The sequence below is a fragment of the Paenibacillus sp. FSL M7-1414 genome (genome assembly GCF_038003195.1).
Lineage (GTDB): Bacteria > Bacillota > Bacilli > Paenibacillales > Paenibacillaceae > Paenibacillus > Paenibacillus amylolyticus.
The window spans coordinates 3,379,379-3,396,355 of sequence record NZ_JBBOOS010000001.1 but is presented as its reverse complement, the minus strand read 5'-3'; the positions used below and the strand labels follow the sequence as shown (position 1 = coordinate 3,396,355).

Below are 16,977 nucleotides of genomic sequence, written 5' to 3'. Positions count from 1 at the left end.
CTGTGAACATTTGGCTTGCAGGACAGGTTCAATCACTGAATTTTAAGAAAAATGCAACGATATTACGATTTAATCTATATCAATAAAAAACGTTCCCGGCTCGCATATGTTTACTGCGAACCGGGAACGTTTGGTTGTACAAATACAGGCAGTAACTTTTCCCGCTCTGTATGATTCAGATACTTTATTTATTTGGAAACAGAAGAAGTATCATAGGAAGACTGCATAATCTCCAGATATCGATTAATGTTCAGTCCCTCCAGGCCTTTCACATATTCATCCCAATCCTTATCCAGACTTTTGGCGCCTGTAATAAATTGCAGGGCGTTCTGATCGATGTAATCCTTGAGATTGGTCTGCATCATGCTGGCTTCATCAGCTTGGGACGGATCTACCCACAATGCCCAATGAGGGAAAATCTCTTTTGGTTCCTTGCCCTCCATTAACAATGTCGCCTCATAGAGACGTCGCTCACCACCATCATTGGCATAGATGTCTGTCCCCTGTACTTCGGAGTCCCGATATGCCTGATAATGATTGTACTGACTCAATGCAGCCCAACTGTCATTACGAGGTTCTTCTCCAGAAGGAAGCGGAATGGCTTTATATAACGGCTCAATCTGATCATTGAGCGCCACTTCTCCTTCTTGAGGTTTGCGCCAGCTTACGCCCTCTTCTCCCAGATATGATGCCATGGTTCCTTCCTGGGTATAGAGATAATCCAGCAGCTTTATGGCCGCGATCTGTGTTTCCTCACTGGCTTTGTTTGTCAGTACAAAAGACGCTCCGGGATCAATCGGATAGTTGTACGTAGCATAAGCAGCATGGGGTCCCTTCAATGGAGGGATGGGATTGTAATCATTCCCGTAAGGAGAACCTTCGGCAGTGGTTACGAATAATGATGGATGCATCGCTGCTCCCGCACCGAGAAGCTGTGCATCAGCGTTATCTCCAATTTTTTTGAAGGCCCCGACGTTTTGGGTAAATGCCCCTGGATCAATCAACCCTTCATCGTACAGGGATTTAATATAGGCAAGCCCTTCTTTCCACTCCGGTTTGTTCACTACGGTCTCCACTTTCCCCTGATTGACAATGAGATAATTCCGATCGTCGTCATAGATAAAACCGTTCATCAAGTACGGAATAATGTGCACACCGAAATTTTCAGTCGAACCGCTTAGCGGTACTTCGTCGGCTTTGCCGTTCCCGTTCGGGTCTTTCGTTTTAAACGCCCGAAGCATTTCCTTAAATTCTTCTGTCGTCGTGGGTTCGGTCAGGCCCAGTTGTTCCATCCATTTGGTGTTGACCCACATCTTGTTTGGGTATGAACAGTGAAAACATTCATTCAGACCCGTCAGACCATAGATATTTCCGTCAGGAGCAGTGTTCATGGCCCGATAATAGTCATTGCTCTCAAGTACTTTTTTAATATTGGGAGCATGCTCCTCAATCAGATCATTCAGCGGCAAAATAACCCCCTGCTGACCAAACTTCAACAAGTCTGTCTGGGAGAAACGATCTACCCAAGGGATGAGCAGATACAAGTCCGGATAATCACCGGAAGCCAGTGAAATCTGTCTTTTCTCCGCTGCACCGTCGAATGGAACCGTAGTCCAGTTGAACTGAATATCAAACTTCTCTTCCATTTTCTTCGTGAATTTGTTAGTGGACAGATTGGTATCCGAACCCTGGTGAGCAAACACATTAATGGCCGTCTTGCCTGACGGATCGCTGCCTTCTCCGTTCCCCTTATCAGAGCTTGAACATCCGGCAAGTACCAACGAGGTAAACAGCATACAGGCAAGAATGATGAATCCCGCTTTTTTCAATATAATCCTCTCCTTCATGAATAATAGAAAAAATGAACTTATCCTTTAACTGAGCCAATCAACATACCTTGCACGAAATACCGTTGAACAAAAGGATAGATGATTAGCACCGGCAAGCTGGCCATCACAATTAACGAGTACTTCATGAGTTCAGCCATCTGCTGCTGTTTGATCATTTCCGATGCATCCATACTCCCCGTACTGCTGTTCAGAATAAGAATGCTGCGTAATATCAGCTGTAGCGGATAGAGCGACTGTGATTTCAGATAGATGAGGGCGTCAAAGTATGCATTCCACTGACCGACAGCGTACATAAGTGACAACACGGCGATAATCGGTTTGGCGAGTGGCAGGATAATACTGAAGATAAACCGGATGTCACTGCAGCCATCGATGTCTGCTGCTTCGGACAATTCTTCCGGTATCGAATTCTGAAAAAAGGTGCGGGCAATGATGACTTGCCATACCCAGACGGCATTGGGAATCAGCAACGCCCAGCGGGTATCAATCAGTCCCATGGTTTTGACCACCAGATAGGTAGGGATCAAGCCGCCTGAGAACAACATGGTGAAGGTAATAAACATCATTAACGAGCTGCGGCCAACAAACGTTTTTTTGGATAATGGATAAGCAATCATAATGGTCAGTGCCACGCTGATGAAGGTGCCGCAGGCTGTATAAAAAAGGGAATTGGCATACCCGGTAAGGACTTGATCATTCCGCAATACAGACTTGTAACCGTCAAACGTCAGGTCAATGGGCCACAACCAGACTTTTCCCGAGGAGACGGCAGCAGGGCTGCTGAGCGAAGAACTCACAATATATATCAAGGGATACAGCACGGCAATCAGCACCACTGTCAACATGAAGTAAACAACCGTTATAAATACGCGGTCTCCCCAGGATTCACGAATCGTACTGCTGCTCTTGATCTGCGAACGACCTGCATTTGTCTGTGTGTTAGGCATGGGTTGGTTCTCCTCCTTTCGCTCCCGTTACCATAAGCTTGTATTGGACAGTCGCTTGGCAACCGCGTTTACAATTAATAGCAGAATCAGGTTAATCACCGAATTGAACAGACCAACCGCAGTAGCGAAGCTATAATTGGCATTCAGCAATCCTATTTTATAGACATACGTGGAGATAATCTCCGAAGCAGACAGGTTGAGCGGATTTTGCAGCAAATATATTTTTTCGAACCCAACTGCCATGATATTCCCTACACTCAGAATCAGAATGATGACGGCTGCCGGAAGTAGTCCAGGCAGATCAACATTGATGATTTTCTGTATTCGGTTGGCTCCGTCCACTTTGGCGGCTTCATACAGGGATGGATCAACACCTGCCAGAGCAGCCAGATATATCACAGCCGAGTACCCCATTCCCTGCCACACATCGGAGAATACGTAGATGGATCGAAACAGTCCGGGCTCACCGAGAAAATTCACCGCTTCGAAACCAAGGGCACCTGCAATCGTGTTGACAATACCCAGCCTAGGAGACAGAAAGAGCATAATGATGGAGACCATAACAACAGTAGAGATGAAATATGGAGCATATGTCACCATTTGTACTGTTTTTTTGAATCGTATGTTTTTGATTTCGTTCAGCGCGAGCGCCAGTAATATAGGAATCGGGAAACCAACGATCAGGCTGTAAAACGAAATGTAGAGTGTGTTCTTGATCAGCATGACAAACGCCGGATTTTTAAAAAGTAATTCGAAATACTTGGTTCCGGCCCACGGACTGCCCCAGATCCCCTTGATGACGTTGTAATCTTTAAATGCCAGGACCGCATTCACCATGGGTACATACTTGAAAATAATAAAGTAAGCAATCGGTGGCAGGATCAGCAGATATAGCTGCCAATGTCGCCTCCAGCTTCTGGATAATGCTTGCTTCAAGGCAAACGCTTTACTTGGTTTCTTCACGGACTTTGATTCACTGGTCATTGTGGTTCTCAGAATCATCCCCCCATTCTTGGCTCCAAATCGTGCTGAACTTCAGCTCAACTTGGTAGCGCTTACTTTTTGAGTAATCATAAGATTGCGCTGGGGATGCGTAAAGGTACAGTTACGCTGAGAAAGTACAAAAAGCGAATATAGTTCCCGAGAAACAGCCTACATTAACCGCTATGAACGTCCATTTTCCGAAATACACTCGGAGAAATGCCGCGTACCCGCTTGAAAGCTCGGCGGAATGAATGTGCACTGTTATACCCGGTGGCCTCCGCTATCTCGTCAATGGTCTGACCAGTGGAGTGCAACAAGTTCGAGGCAGCATCAATGCGTACCCGTTCTACATAATCGGAAAGATTCTCTCCCGTATGTTCTTTGAACAGTTGGGATATAAACTTCTCGGATTTGCTCATGTGCTCGGCAATCCGATAGATCGTCAAGTTTGCATCCCCATAATGTTGTTGGATAAAACAAATCATTTCGCTTACAGTATCCGCATGTGCTCCTGCTCTTCTTCTCTGGAAATCACCGCAGATGTCTTCCGTTAACCGTTTGAATTTTGCCCGCAGCGAAGTAATCGTTTCTGTCATCTGAATGGATGTCACCCGGGTTTTATATTCCTCCAGCAGGGAGGCATCCAACTTGAATTTTGGTTCGTCCAGCTTCAGAAAAGTCCCCTTCAGTTCCATGATGAACTGCTGTGTCATCTCGTAGGACAGTTCCCGCTCCTCTAAATTACGAAGAAACAATTGCTCCAGAATGCGTATCGCCTCTTCAGGCTCACCGACTTTGATTGTGTTCAGCAGGCGCTGTTCAGACTCAATCGGATAATAGAACATTTCATTTTCCTTCATCGTATCTTCAAATCTCACCAGATGATCTGTTCCCATATGAATGGCATAATCCAGAGCTTGTTTGGCTTCGTCAAAGGAACGCCCTGCATCATTCCAGACCTCGTAAGCTGCACCTGTGCCAATTGTTGTGGATATCCGATGCTCCCGGTAGATCACTTCCATCAAGGTGTTCAGCTCTTTTTCACATCTCCCTATAGCTTCATTCAGTTGGTTCTCATCCAATGGACAGGCAAAAGCGATCTGGTCTGTTCCCCAATCCGTGATCAGCAGCTGCGCATTCCACTCTGTAAGTACCTGTTTGATGAGCAGCCTTGCGACACCCAGTTCATGAATCGTTTCTTCACTGTCCGGATTGGCATATCCGTTTACCTTCACTAAGCCTGCCAAGCCCTTGCTGCTATGAAGAGAAATGTGCGCCTGGGATGAGATAACCTCCAACTCAAGTGAGGTATAGACTTCTCCCGTTAACAAACGTTTGATAAAACCGTCTCTCAATAACGGAATCTGCTCATTCATGGCGTTTTTAAGTGAGTCATTATTGGCAATGAGATTGTTAATATGGCTTGCCAAAAAATCATATTCATTGCCCCGTCTGCCTGGGGAATCGGTGATTTGTTCCCGAAAAGAGGCCAACAATCTGTATACGGGTGCACTATTCCGATAGGCCAGAACCAGCCCGAATAACAGTCCCAAGGCAATGGTTGCCAAAGTAAAGACCAGCGTGACTTGTTTGATTTGGTCCGCTTTTGTCATGAGTGCTTTCTCCGGAATCCCTGCCATGTAATTCCATCCATTTTGACTGGACTGCATCGATATCAGCAGCCGACCATCACTTCCAGGCTGTACACTCTGCACGTTCAGCTCCGTTTCCGCAGCGTTACCTTCTTTCTGGCGACTCTGTGCCATTTGCTCGGCTTCGGCTTGTTCAATGCCATGGGAGAAAATGATCTGCCCTTCCGCATCAGTGACGAGAGTCCAGCCGCCATATTGATCCACAATATTTTGAGTGAGGCTGGCCATCTGATCCTGATCAATCATGACACCAATCGTCGCTTGCGGTTTGTTGAAGCTGTTCAAAGGCAGAGATTGCAGAAACGTAATGGCGGGAACGTCTGCAAGCACAGTGCCGAGTATTTCACGTTTATAGTTTCGAAGCGGTATGATTTCATTAAAGTGTGGTTGTTTGAGAATTTGGTCATGCCATTGTTCAAACGACATACCGTCCAGCTGATTGGCAGCATAATAATGCTCTGGACGATAATACACAGTTCTTGGTGTGATGATGGCATTGTAGTTTGGTATGTGAATGAAGAAATGGGACAAGTAATCATTGGTACTGCTGTACATGGAGAGGCTCCGCTGCATACGGTTCATACCGTAGACATTGTAGAGATCATGCGGCTTTGGCCCAGCAATTAAATTTTGCAAATCGGGATTGACGGCAAGCTGTCTGGTAAAAGCTTCGACTTGAAGAAGATTTCGCTCAATGATCTCTTTGCCAAGACTCAGCGACTTCAAACTGTTCTCAATGGAGCTGGAACGGGCCGCTTCAATGGAAGCTCGGTAAGAGGCATATCCCGCAATTTGAGGAATCATCAGAATGACAAGATACGAAATGAGGAATCGGCGGAATACGGGTGAAAATTTGGACCATAGGAGCTGCATATGTACCCTCCCTTTTTTTATCAAGCGCTTACATTTCTCTGTGTTAAGGTAGCTGTTCAATGATACACCGGGCATTTCTTCCTGGTGAAGGTACAACTTCTTCCTTATGGTACATTTACATACTGTAGCGTACAATGCTTGCATGAAAATAATTGTTGGTCTGCGGGTTAGCGCACAAATATAGTTGTATTTTACCTTCGCATGACATCCATCACAAAGTATCAAAAATAAACGCAAAAAACCTCCCCAAGACATGGAATGACTTGGGGAGGTTTTTGTTTAACGTTGTGCTATTAGTTGCTAACGGCAACAAATTTCCATTGTTGGTTTGTAGCACCTGTGTAGGTGTTCTGCTGCAGCTTGGCTCCATCCGAAGTGGAAGCGTTTGCCACTTCAATCGCTTTATTGCTGTTCACGTTAATGATACTCCAGTACCCGTTACCAAGATCGTTGACCTTAAAATGCTGAGCGGTTGTGTTCAGATTGCTCATGAGTTGAACCGCTTCCCCATTGGTGAGGGTACCGTTGCGAATGTCGATGACTTTGTCCGGCGAGTTCACACTTGTCAGTGTATAGTTGCCGTTACCGATCGAAGTCAGAACCCACTTCTGAGGGTTACCGCCCAGATCGCTCCACTGCTGGAGCTGAAGATTATTTTCATTTTGACCACCAGGAACATCAACAACTTTGTTGGAATGCCGGGCTACGATTTTATAAGTTGCACCGGATACAAGACCCGTTGTCGGTCCGCCACCTTGTCCACTGCCCGGATAAGTCTGGGCACGTTCATGGTACCAGTTGAACAGGAATCGTCCCATGGCACTCCGTGAAGCATCTCCATCCCATTTCAGTCCAGCCGTTGGGTCGGCAAAGGAGCTTCGTGGTCCTTCACTTAGAATGAATCCGTTCATATGAGCTGCAATGCTGACATTGCCTGATGCGTTGAAAATCGTTTTGGTATTGGTGCCAAAACCTTCATTGCTGCCATTAAACAAGTTCCAATAGGCCGAATCGCCAGGTTTGTTTTTGAACCAGGTTACCTCGGTAATATTAATCGGATATTTGTCAGCAGCTGCCTTCACGTTGGTATTCCACTGGTCTTGCAGGATAGAGAAGTTGTCATATGCGCCATAACCAGGGTACCAGTGAACCGCATATCCATAGTTATTGAGCGGATCAGTCAATGGATGGCTTGCCGTCAAGCTGTAAAATTGGTTGTATCCCAGACCTGCCGCCCAGATGACGTTGTCCGCACCTTTGCTGCGAATTGTTGAAATCATGGAATTTTGGAAATTACGCAAGTCATTCCAGTGATCCACAAAGTCATTTTCCCCGTTGTATCCACCCCAATGTCCATTGGCATAGGATTTCACCGGTTCGTTGATCAGTTCGAAGTGAACGTTGTCTGCACTTTTGATCTCCGGGCGTGAAGCGAGATAACCCCAGATTTCGTTGAATTTTTGCAGGTTGGCAGGTGTTGTTGCCTGATCATCCTTCAGTGTGAAGTCCAGTCCCAGGACAACATAGACACCTTTTGTTTTGGCATATTGAATGTACGGAATAATTACATTTTGCGTAACGGTCTGCACACCGGCAAAGTTATATGTACCAGCAGCCACATCTCCCATGTCCTGACGATCGATGAACAGACGCACCTGATTCATATTCCAGCCATGATTGCTTCCGTACTTCGCGCTGGTGTCAGCAAAAGTATCGGTAATGTCTTTCAGATAAGCCAGTGTAGCTGCATGACGGTTATTGCCGTGCAGATTGAGATAATAATTGCTGTCCTGATATGTCCAGTAGGCACCTGAGGGTTGATGCCAACCGTTCAGTAGCACAGGCTGGTTGTTGCTGTTCACCAGGTTTTTGCCGTTTACGTGCAGCTTGCCCATCGGCATGCCCACCCATGCTTCGGCACGGCTGCCTCCCCATGGAGCAATTGTGATCAATAAAGCCAGAATGAGTACAAGTTTACAAGATGTCATGAACTTCTTCACTTTAATTCCTCCTGATCTGATATATTGCCTTGCAATAATGCGAGGTAAGTTCCGTCAGAGTATCTCTGATCAAACAGATCGCTCAGGGTCGGCGCCCGCTCCCGCAGCCCGTTCCACACCAGCAGGGGGATCCTGCGCAGGGAAGGATCCCGGTTCTGCTGTGAGCAGACGTTCATGAGATCGTTACATGCCCCCTTTTCACAGATGGAATGTTGCATGAAGTTCCTCCTCCCTCTTCCAGTCTGATCCCACTCCTAACGTACAGAAGAACTTAACCGACGATTCCCGTACGCTCTACACTCTCTACGAAATATCGTTGCACAAACAAATAGATGATGATCAAAGGCAGAATGGCAAGAAGAATTCCTGTATCTTGGATCATGCTCAAATAGAACGGATCGGCCTGGGAAGCTGCACCGTCAGTAACCTGCTGGGCCAGATTATACGGAAGGGACGATAACTGAGTCGACATGACTTTACTTGAAGTCAGATAAGTCGTCGTATAAAAGCTGTCGTTCCACTGCCATACGAAGGAAAACAGCATGACTGTTACCATGGACGGAATGGCATTGGGCAGCATGATTCTTGAAAATGTTCGTCCGATGCCCGCGCCGTCCACATAGGCCGCCTCCTCCACTTCCTTCGGAATACCTCTGAAGAATTGCCGGAAGATAAAGATGTACAAGCCGGCCTTAAGTGAATTGGCCGTAATCGCCGTCAGAATAAACGGCCAATAGGTATTAAGCAAATTAACAGGTTTGCCGGCTATAAGCGTCATAAGCCCCATGAGATCAAAGCTTTTCAGATTCAGGTATACCGGAATGAGAATGGTCGTTGGCGGTACAAGAATCGTCAGAATTACACCAGCAAACAGCCAGTTGCTTCCCCTGAATTTCAGTCTGGCGAATCCGTATCCTGCAAGTGCACAGGATGCTGTAGTCAACAGTGTAGTCGTTGCAGACAGGGCAAACGTATTAAACAGCGTTGCCCAGTAATCCATTACGCGTATCGCCTCTTTGAAATTGTCGATGGAGAAGTTCTGTGGAATCCACACCACCACTGCCGAATACAGATCACCTTTAGCTTTGATGGATGTGGAAACCTTCTGAAATATGGGAAACAGGATAACGAAGGAAAGCCCGGTAATCAGAACGAATCGGATCATGGCCCACAGCCAGCCTTTCCAATGCTCCAGCGATAATAATCGTGATGTTGTCACGTGGGACACCCTCCTTTCTAATCTTGATAGAAGACTCGCTTCGAGAAAATGATGTTTACGATAACCAGAATGATGGCAATGGCCAGAAAGTAGACCCATGCCATGGCAGAACTTAATCCAAAGTCAAATTTGACGAAGCCGGTATCCCGGATCAGTTCCGTCATGGCGTTATTGGCAAACGAATCAATGATTGTATAGATCGCATTGACAAAAATAAGCGGGCTGACCATTGGGAACGTAATTTTCCAAAAGGCTTCATAACCCGTTGCCCCTTCCATCTTCGAAGCCTCATACAGTTGAGGGGAAATCGTCTGGATCCCTGCCAAAAAGATCAAAATCTGTACACCGGATTGACTGACGATCTGATAGATCCGATCTACGGCGCTACTCAGATACGTGACGATCCAATCGCTCACTCCGGCGTTAACCATCAGATTTTCGAGTTCAAATGTCCCGAGTGAGCTTCCACCTGTGCTGCTCTGATTAACCGCTTCAATCAGGCTGGTGCTCTCCAGTGTCATAATCACTCCCGATGCCAGAATAACGGGCAGGAAAAAGATCGACCGCGCTACAGCCCGGCCCCTGAACTTCTGATTCAGGATGACGGCAAGGAACAGACTGAATATAACGATAAGCGGTACGTTGATGAGCACGTCTGTGATCGCCTCAATTAACGCACGGTTAAAGCTTGTATTGACGGTCAGCGCCTGAATGTAATTGGCAACACCGTTGAACTGAATCGCTATGCCTTCTGCGTTAGCCTGAATTGTACTCATGCTGTATCGCAGAGAGGCTAACAGCGGAATGAAGAAAAACAACACAAAACCAATGAGCCAGGGAAGCACGTAGATTACGCCCCACATGGCTTTCTGCTGAGCATACGTACGACTTCCCCATTTCCATTTCAGGAGCGTCTTCAGAGCTGCTCACCACCAGTCACATAGCTTTGGGCTTCCACTGTATCGTTGTCAACTTCTACAGGGAAGTCGTTATAATTGACGATTACGAACCCGCCACCTTCATATGTTGTCCGGAAGACACCCTCCTCCAGGGATTCATGGGACATCATGGAACGTCCGGCAAACGGCTGGTTCACCTGGTTCACCTCGTTGTAGATCTCGGCAGCCAGATCGATCCATTGTTCATAATTCGCCGCGTAGAGATCATCATAATCCGTTTCTTTCACAACATGGTTTGGCGCATTGAACCATGCAAAGTAAGGGCTGGCTCCATATTCAATCAGCTTCAGCACATATTGCCTTGCATTGGTATATGTGGAGAGATTGTATGGCGTCCCCGTATAACCGATGCTGCCGTGTACAACGAGCTGATAGAACGGAATCTCTTCATCCTCCAGCTTGAAACGACTGCTGGTCATCGGCGCATCTGTCAGACCAGTTACATACGGCAGGGCATAAGCGTTCCCGCCTTCAGCAACAAGCGAGCCAGCCTGCTGCCCGATCTGTTCAAGTACCTTCTTCACGGAGCCAAGCGCTTGTGTTCGGTCCACCAGCTTTTTCGGATTCATATCGCTGTTTAACTGAGCTGCCAGATCATTCAGGCTTAGCGACAGTCCATCCTTTTGAAGGGACCTCAACTCATCTAACATGTCTGCCGTCACGTCCTCCAGCATGTTGGGCGAAAGCACATAGGATGGTGAACGATCCCGGTCCCGCCGCTGGATGGCCTGGTTCATCGGATACAAGACCGCGGGTTCCTGAGTTAATGTGCGTGAAGCTTCTTTGGACGGTTTAAACCCTTTTTTGGATTGCACATTCAGCAGAGCGATATCGGGATAGAAACCGATACCCGCTTCTTGTGTGTATGCGCTGAAATCCCGCAATCCCTTTTTCCCGCCTACCGCGCCGTCTACTTGGATGGAATCCGGCAGTCGATGATGAAGCCCGCCGTTAAGCCATCCTGCATAGCGCACCTGAATATTGGATACCTTCTTCTCCGTCAAGGCGGAGAGAATGTTTTTGGCTTCATCAAACGTGGTCAAAGCCTCCGTTGAATCATACGGTATGCCCAGCATATGCTGTCTTGTTGTCATGCCACCGAACAGTTGCAGATAAAAGGGAACGTTACTCTGCTCCTTGCTGGCGTTCAACTCGGGAAGTCCGCCGTTTTGCATCAGATAATCCCGATAGAGTGATGCAAGCCCTGAGTACGAGGCCTTATCCCCCCCCACAAAAGCATATCGAACGACGAAATCAGACGCGGTCGGTTTCTTCTGGAATTTCGGAAGTGTACGAACCATATCACTTGCCTGAAGCGTCACATCGCTCTTGTTCACCACATAGAAGCTGGGATATACGTTGTTGTAGCTGTTCAGTTTGCCGCTGATATCGGCATTCACAACTGCAACGGCATCCCCTTGTTCAATAATGCCCAGGAAAGCTCCCTCTTTCCGAATCAGTCCAAATACCGGCAACCTGGCTCTGGCTTCATTCGAACTTGCTTCCCGTAGTTTCATGGTCATATCCGGTCCGTATATATCTTGTTGGTAGGCAGGATACTGCAGCTTGCCATTGTTAAAATGGATCAGCGCTCCAGAACCGTCCGGCACCAGTATGGAGCCCTCTTCTTCTGAACCCCCGGCCCCGAAATAATCCATTACAGATATGCTGTTGATCGGATATTCCTCCGGAAAATGAATGCCTGAGGACGGAACACGTACAAGCAGATCCTCTCCATCCAGCTCATATTCCATCGTAAGCATAAACAGCCGTGGTCCACTTCGTTCCTCTTCAATGCCAAACTCGGCATGATCCTGAGCCAGATCCTCCGATGTGTAACCGGCTGTGTCAAAAGCCTTCAAGGCCCGGGACAATTGCAATCCTTGCATCGCCTTATCAATCCGGACGTAAGCGCCTTCATCCTTGTCTTCCGCATAGCCGACCTTCAAGGCCCGTTGCCCGGCCTTGTCTAGCTGTGCAAGCAGCCTTTGTTCGAATCGCTCCTTGCTGATCTTCATCGGCAAGTCTTCTATGGATCGCTCAGTGCTTCCAAACTGGTAGTGGACCCGCACGCCGCTTGGCAGCACCTCGTAGCTTATCTGCTTGTGTGCAACACTATCCGTGAAGGAATTTACGGTGCTGCTCTGTCCGAGGCTGTTGAAGAAGCTGAGCTTCGTTTGTGATGACAAAAGGTCTTTGTTTATCCCGGCAGCAACCCCATCCTGCTCACGATCTGCAGGATTGCTGCGCCAGATCTGCCCGCTCTGCGTGTGAATCACTGCAATCTCGGCAGTCTCTTCGTTAATGAACAACTGCAGCGCAGCATTCTGCGCAATACCTACCATGCCGGGAAGGCGGACATCGCTGAACGATGATTTCAGTTTCTCTCCGGGAGGCAGGGAGGGAAAGTCCGTCTGATCAGCGGCAGTCACTGTCTCGTGAGCGAGCGGTGTTGGCGAGAATTGACAACCGCCCAGAAGCAGACTGCCCGCGAGCAGCATTCCTGTTATTTTTTTGGCTACGGTATAATTCATAACAAATTCCTCCTCCCTTAGCCCCGAAGCACTAATTCCTGATAGATGGTTACGACAAACGATACAATCTGCTGTACAAGACTGAAGAATAACAGGCACAGAAATGCCATAAACGCCATCGCCACAAGTGTCAGCAGCATCGTGAGCACCGTTTTGGCTGGTGTGTACTGATGAACCGTCATATTCCCTACAAATAACAGATATACCGTCCACGCAATGGCAAGTGCATTGGAGAAATAATAAAAGGCAGTTTCCTGCGCAGAGATCACAAGACTCAGCCAGATCCATGGAAAATGAATGAGTAACAACGGTACCAGTGCAAAGCACGTTGACATGAAAATCTCGGAGAACTTGCCTTCCCCGTCCATCAATGTGGTTAACGACCAGTTAGCCACACACCAAAACAGTACCGGTATAATGACATATAACATTTCGAGCAGACTGTTCAGGTACTTTGGATTACTGAGATTAATGAGAAAACCGCTGTACTGGGCATGCAAAATTTTGGTGATGACCAGAAGCACCAGGATCATGAAAGCAATCAGCAGTGAGTTTCTCTGGTTCCGTTCATACTTCAATTCCCAGTATCCGTCAAACGGATGAAAAATCAGATGCAGCGGGTACTGGTATAGTTGCTTACTTGATGCCTGCATTCGTAGTCCTCCTTTTCTGCCTGCGAACGATGATGACGGTGACAATCGCAGCGACAGCCAGGAATATACCGGACATCATCCATGAAAAATGCTCACGCATCAGCTCTTTGCGGTACAAAAGAAAAGCTTTGGAATACCCTTTGGGCTCCATGCTGCGCTTGAAATATTTCGCAGACTCGGCGTATTCCTTCTGACGAAGCAATGCTTTGCCAATTCCCGCATACGCATATTCCAAGTTAGCGTTCATCTCGGCAGCTTGGGCAAACAGCACCGAAGATTGATCTTCATCACCGTTATAGTAGCTGCGCACCGCTTCGTGGAGTGTACGTCCGTATTCAGTTGTTTGAAAGACGGTGATTTCACCCAGCGCTTTATCCAGAACTAACATCCGGTCTCCCGCACGTTCCAGGGCAACAGGTGTATTAAACTGGCCCAGCCGGTTCCCGATGCCCCCATAAATATGGAGCAGATATCCGTCTCCATTGTAGGTAAAGATTCGGCCCTTGCTGGAATCCAGTACGGAATACATGTCACTGTCACCCACATCCACATCAATCAGGCGGGATGGCCCTGCTTCTTGGGTATACAGCAAATCACCCTGCGGAGTCTGATAGCCTTCTCTGCGCAAAATGTCTGTACCCTGGGCATTCAGCTTCTTGACCGGATCTTTGCCGCGATCCCCGCTAGTGGCGTAGATGAAGCCCTCTTCATCCATATCCAGATTGGTAAATTCCGTTGGAGTGAACATCACCATCTGGCTCCGCTGCTCCCGTGTTGCAAACCGTTTCCACAGATACTCCACCGGGTCCACCTGAACTCTGTTCGCTCCAATGAAGGAAGAGAACGTACCATCGGCGCTGAACTCCATGAATCCATCAAATACGCCTTCGGCCATGACGTAGATACGCTCCCCTTTGTCCATAACAATCCGCATCGGTTTAAACTGGAAGTCTTCTTTAAGCAGATCCGATTTTGGTTCAGACACGATCTTGACCAGCTTCCCCTGTTCATCCAGATGCACCACCCGGTGATTATCCGAATCAGCGACCAGCAGATGGCCTTTTTCCGTGACGTACAATCCCTGTGGATTTTTAAAATGATCTTCCTTGCCTTCCTGCTCAAATGAATCAATCGTCCGTACCAGCTTGAAGTTGCGATCCATCTCAATGATGCGGCCATTGCCCGAATCGAGCACAAAGACGTGCTGATTGGCGGTAACATGCATGTCACTTGGCTCTTTCATAGGAGTTGTGTTCAGCTTCTTGCCGGTGATAATGGTTGTTGCCTCATATGCCGCCGGTGAAGGAACTGCGTCACCCCAGAAGGAATAATGATACGCATCCGTTTTACCGTCTGCATTCACGTAGGGCGCCTCTTGAACGAACAACAGGAGGCAGATCATGCCCATGATGATCGATTTACGTTTTTTCCATGTGCTTCTTCGCACCTCGCTGCCTCCTTTCTATTCTTTCATGCCCGAAGTGGCCATCGTCTGCATAACACTGCTCTGAGAGATGATAAACAGAGTGATCGGTACGATCATCAGCAGCAAAGCAACAGCCGCACCTACACCAGCTCTTGCAATCCCTCCCTGCACAATCTGACTGAGCGCATAATGCAGCGTTTTGAGATTTTCACTGTAGATGAAACTCCCGCCATCCGTTCCCCATAACGCTGGAAACTGCAGGATCATGAGCGTGAGCCATGCCGGCTTCACATTGGGCATCACGATGCTCCAGAATATCCGGTATTCATTGGCTCCGTCGATTTTGGCTGCCTCCAGCAAAGCATCGGGAATCTGCTCCATGAACTGTTTCATCAGGAAAAGTCCCAGCGAGAACGCAAGTGATGGCACAATTATGGAGGCATGAGTGTTAATCCAGCCAAGCCAGGACATGACCATGTAGTTCGGAATCGCCGTAACATGCGGCGAGAACATCAGGGACAGAATGACAATGGTGAACAACACTTTGGAACCCGGAAAACGATACTTCGCCAGCGGATAAGCTGCTGCAGATGCAAGAAGGATATGCCCCGCTGTGCCAAGTATCGTAATGAGCAATGTGTTGGCAATATAGCGGGATAACGGCACCCACGAATTGCCCATGAGATTGATCAGATCGGCAAAATTCTCCGTTGTCGGATTGTTCACCCAGAAGCGCGGCGGGAAAATAAACAGCTCATCCAGCGGCTTGAATGCATTGTTGACAGCATAGATGAGCGGAAGCACCATAAAGGAGCCGAACACGCCCAGCAATGCAAATAACATCAGGCTGACGGTAAATGACCGATTAAGCCTTTTTGGCATGCCAAACACGGCACGTACTTTGCTGGTCATCGTCATTCACCTATCTTTCTAAGCATTTTTTGCGTGAAAACGTTTGTACCCAGCATCAGGGCAAACAGAACCGTTGCGATGGCCGAGGCATAGCCCATCTCGAAACGAATGGTTCCGAAGTCCATCAGATGTGTGACAACTGTGTGTGCCGCATAGTTTACGCTCGGGAAACCTGCCAGTGCGATGGAGATCTCAGCTACGGCGAAGGAAGCGGTAATCTGCATTACCGCACCAAACATCAGCTGCGGTCTCATCGAAGGCAAGGTGATGTACCAGAGCTCCTGCCAGCGATTTTTGATCCCGTCTACGGTTCCTGCTTCAACCAGAGAACGATCAATGGTTTGCAGTCCTGCAATAAAGGCCAGGAAGCTGGTTCCCAGGCTCAGCCACAGCTGTACAATAATGACGATTGCCAGTACATACTTCTCGTCTGCGAGCCATTGGATCGGTTCCAGTACGACGCCAAGGCGCATCAGGAAGCCGTTCATATACCCGTAGCTGTCACCCGAGAAGATGATCAGCCAGATGAAAAAGACGTTGCCCGATATGGATGGGGCATAGAAAACCAGCGTCATGACCGCCCGAATTTTAGGAGACAGCTCATTGATGATCCACGCAAACAAAAAGCAGGCTATATAACTGAGAGGGCCTGTAATTACGGCAAAAAGCAGCGTGTTTTTGAGCGCGATCAGAAATACGTCATCGTTCAGGAAAAGCCGGGAATAGTTCTGCCAGCCGACAAATCGCGGCAGCTCCAGCATATTGAAGTGAAAAAAGCTGAGCCCAAGTGAAATGCCGACCGGAATGACAGTAAACATGAAAAAAATCAGCATAAACGGTGCCATCAATACATAATAATGCCTGCTGAGATACAGATCCCGCTTCAATAGGGACCACCAGCCGACCTGGCGGGTATGGACGGCAGGAGCGGCGGCTGTCTTGGTAGTTTTAGCTTGCAACCGTTACCC

Annotated in this window: 13 protein-coding genes; all 13 read right to left on the bottom strand. The window is 47.8% G+C overall.

The features are described 5' to 3' along the window. Positions 1-188 precede the first annotated feature (188 nt). Entirely contained in the window at positions 189-1,847 is a 1,659-nt protein-coding gene (locus MHH92_RS14790) for an ABC transporter substrate-binding protein (protein ID WP_100526248.1), read from the bottom strand. A 20-nt stretch (positions 1,848-1,867) separates the two neighbouring features. Then, positions 1,868-2,797 (bottom strand): carbohydrate ABC transporter permease, encoded by a 930-nt coding sequence (locus MHH92_RS14785; RefSeq protein WP_253508429.1) that lies wholly within the window; start codon positions 2,795-2,797, stop codon positions 1,868-1,870. A 27-nt stretch (positions 2,798-2,824) separates the two neighbouring features. Next, positions 2,825-3,679, bottom strand: coding sequence for an ABC transporter permease (locus tag MHH92_RS14780; RefSeq protein WP_036671100.1), 855 nt, complete (start codon positions 3,677-3,679; stop codon positions 2,825-2,827). A 275-nt stretch (positions 3,680-3,954) separates the two neighbouring features. After that, on the bottom strand, positions 3,955-6,306 hold the full coding sequence (locus tag MHH92_RS14775) for a helix-turn-helix domain-containing protein (RefSeq protein WP_340904578.1): 2,352 nt from the start codon (positions 6,304-6,306) through the stop codon (positions 3,955-3,957). Between the two features lie 293 nt (positions 6,307-6,599). Then, the gene (locus tag MHH92_RS14770) at positions 6,600-8,306 is read right to left on the bottom strand and encodes an RICIN domain-containing protein (protein ID WP_340017195.1); all 1,707 of its coding nucleotides are present in this window, start codon (positions 8,304-8,306) and stop codon (positions 6,600-6,602) included. Then, positions 8,303-8,524: a hypothetical protein gene (locus MHH92_RS14765; protein ID WP_076253039.1), complete on the bottom strand. Its 222-nt coding sequence runs from the start codon at positions 8,522-8,524 to the stop codon at positions 8,303-8,305. The genes MHH92_RS14770 and MHH92_RS14765 overlap by 4 nt, the downstream gene beginning before the upstream one ends. 53 nt (positions 8,525-8,577) lie before the next feature. After that, positions 8,578-9,525: a carbohydrate ABC transporter permease gene (locus tag MHH92_RS14760; protein ID WP_036615897.1), complete on the bottom strand. Its 948-nt coding sequence runs from the start codon at positions 9,523-9,525 to the stop codon at positions 8,578-8,580. Between the two features lie 17 nt (positions 9,526-9,542). Next, entirely contained in the window at positions 9,543-10,388 is an 846-nt protein-coding gene (locus MHH92_RS14755; RefSeq protein ID WP_082219083.1) for a carbohydrate ABC transporter permease, read from the bottom strand. A 53-nt stretch (positions 10,389-10,441) separates the two neighbouring features. After that, a complete protein-coding gene (locus MHH92_RS14750; protein ID WP_340904576.1) occupies positions 10,442-13,018 on the bottom strand; it encodes a DUF5696 domain-containing protein in 2,577 nt (858 codons plus the stop codon). A 17-nt stretch (positions 13,019-13,035) separates the two neighbouring features. After that, a complete protein-coding gene (locus tag MHH92_RS14745; protein WP_036615901.1) occupies positions 13,036-13,671 on the bottom strand; it encodes a YIP1 family protein in 636 nt (211 codons plus the stop codon). Next, complete coding sequence (locus MHH92_RS14740) at positions 13,655-15,118, bottom strand: NHL repeat-containing protein (RefSeq protein WP_339187369.1); 1,464 nt, start codon at positions 15,116-15,118, stop codon at positions 13,655-13,657. The genes MHH92_RS14745 and MHH92_RS14740 overlap by 17 nt, the downstream gene beginning before the upstream one ends. Positions 15,119-15,133: 15 nt before the next feature. Next, positions 15,134-16,009: a carbohydrate ABC transporter permease gene (locus tag MHH92_RS14735; protein WP_026081082.1), complete on the bottom strand. Its 876-nt coding sequence runs from the start codon at positions 16,007-16,009 to the stop codon at positions 15,134-15,136. 2 nt (positions 16,010-16,011) lie between these two features. Continuing rightward, positions 16,012-16,968: a carbohydrate ABC transporter permease gene (locus MHH92_RS14730; protein WP_036615906.1), complete on the bottom strand. Its 957-nt coding sequence runs from the start codon at positions 16,966-16,968 to the stop codon at positions 16,012-16,014. Positions 16,969-16,977 lie beyond the last annotated feature (9 nt).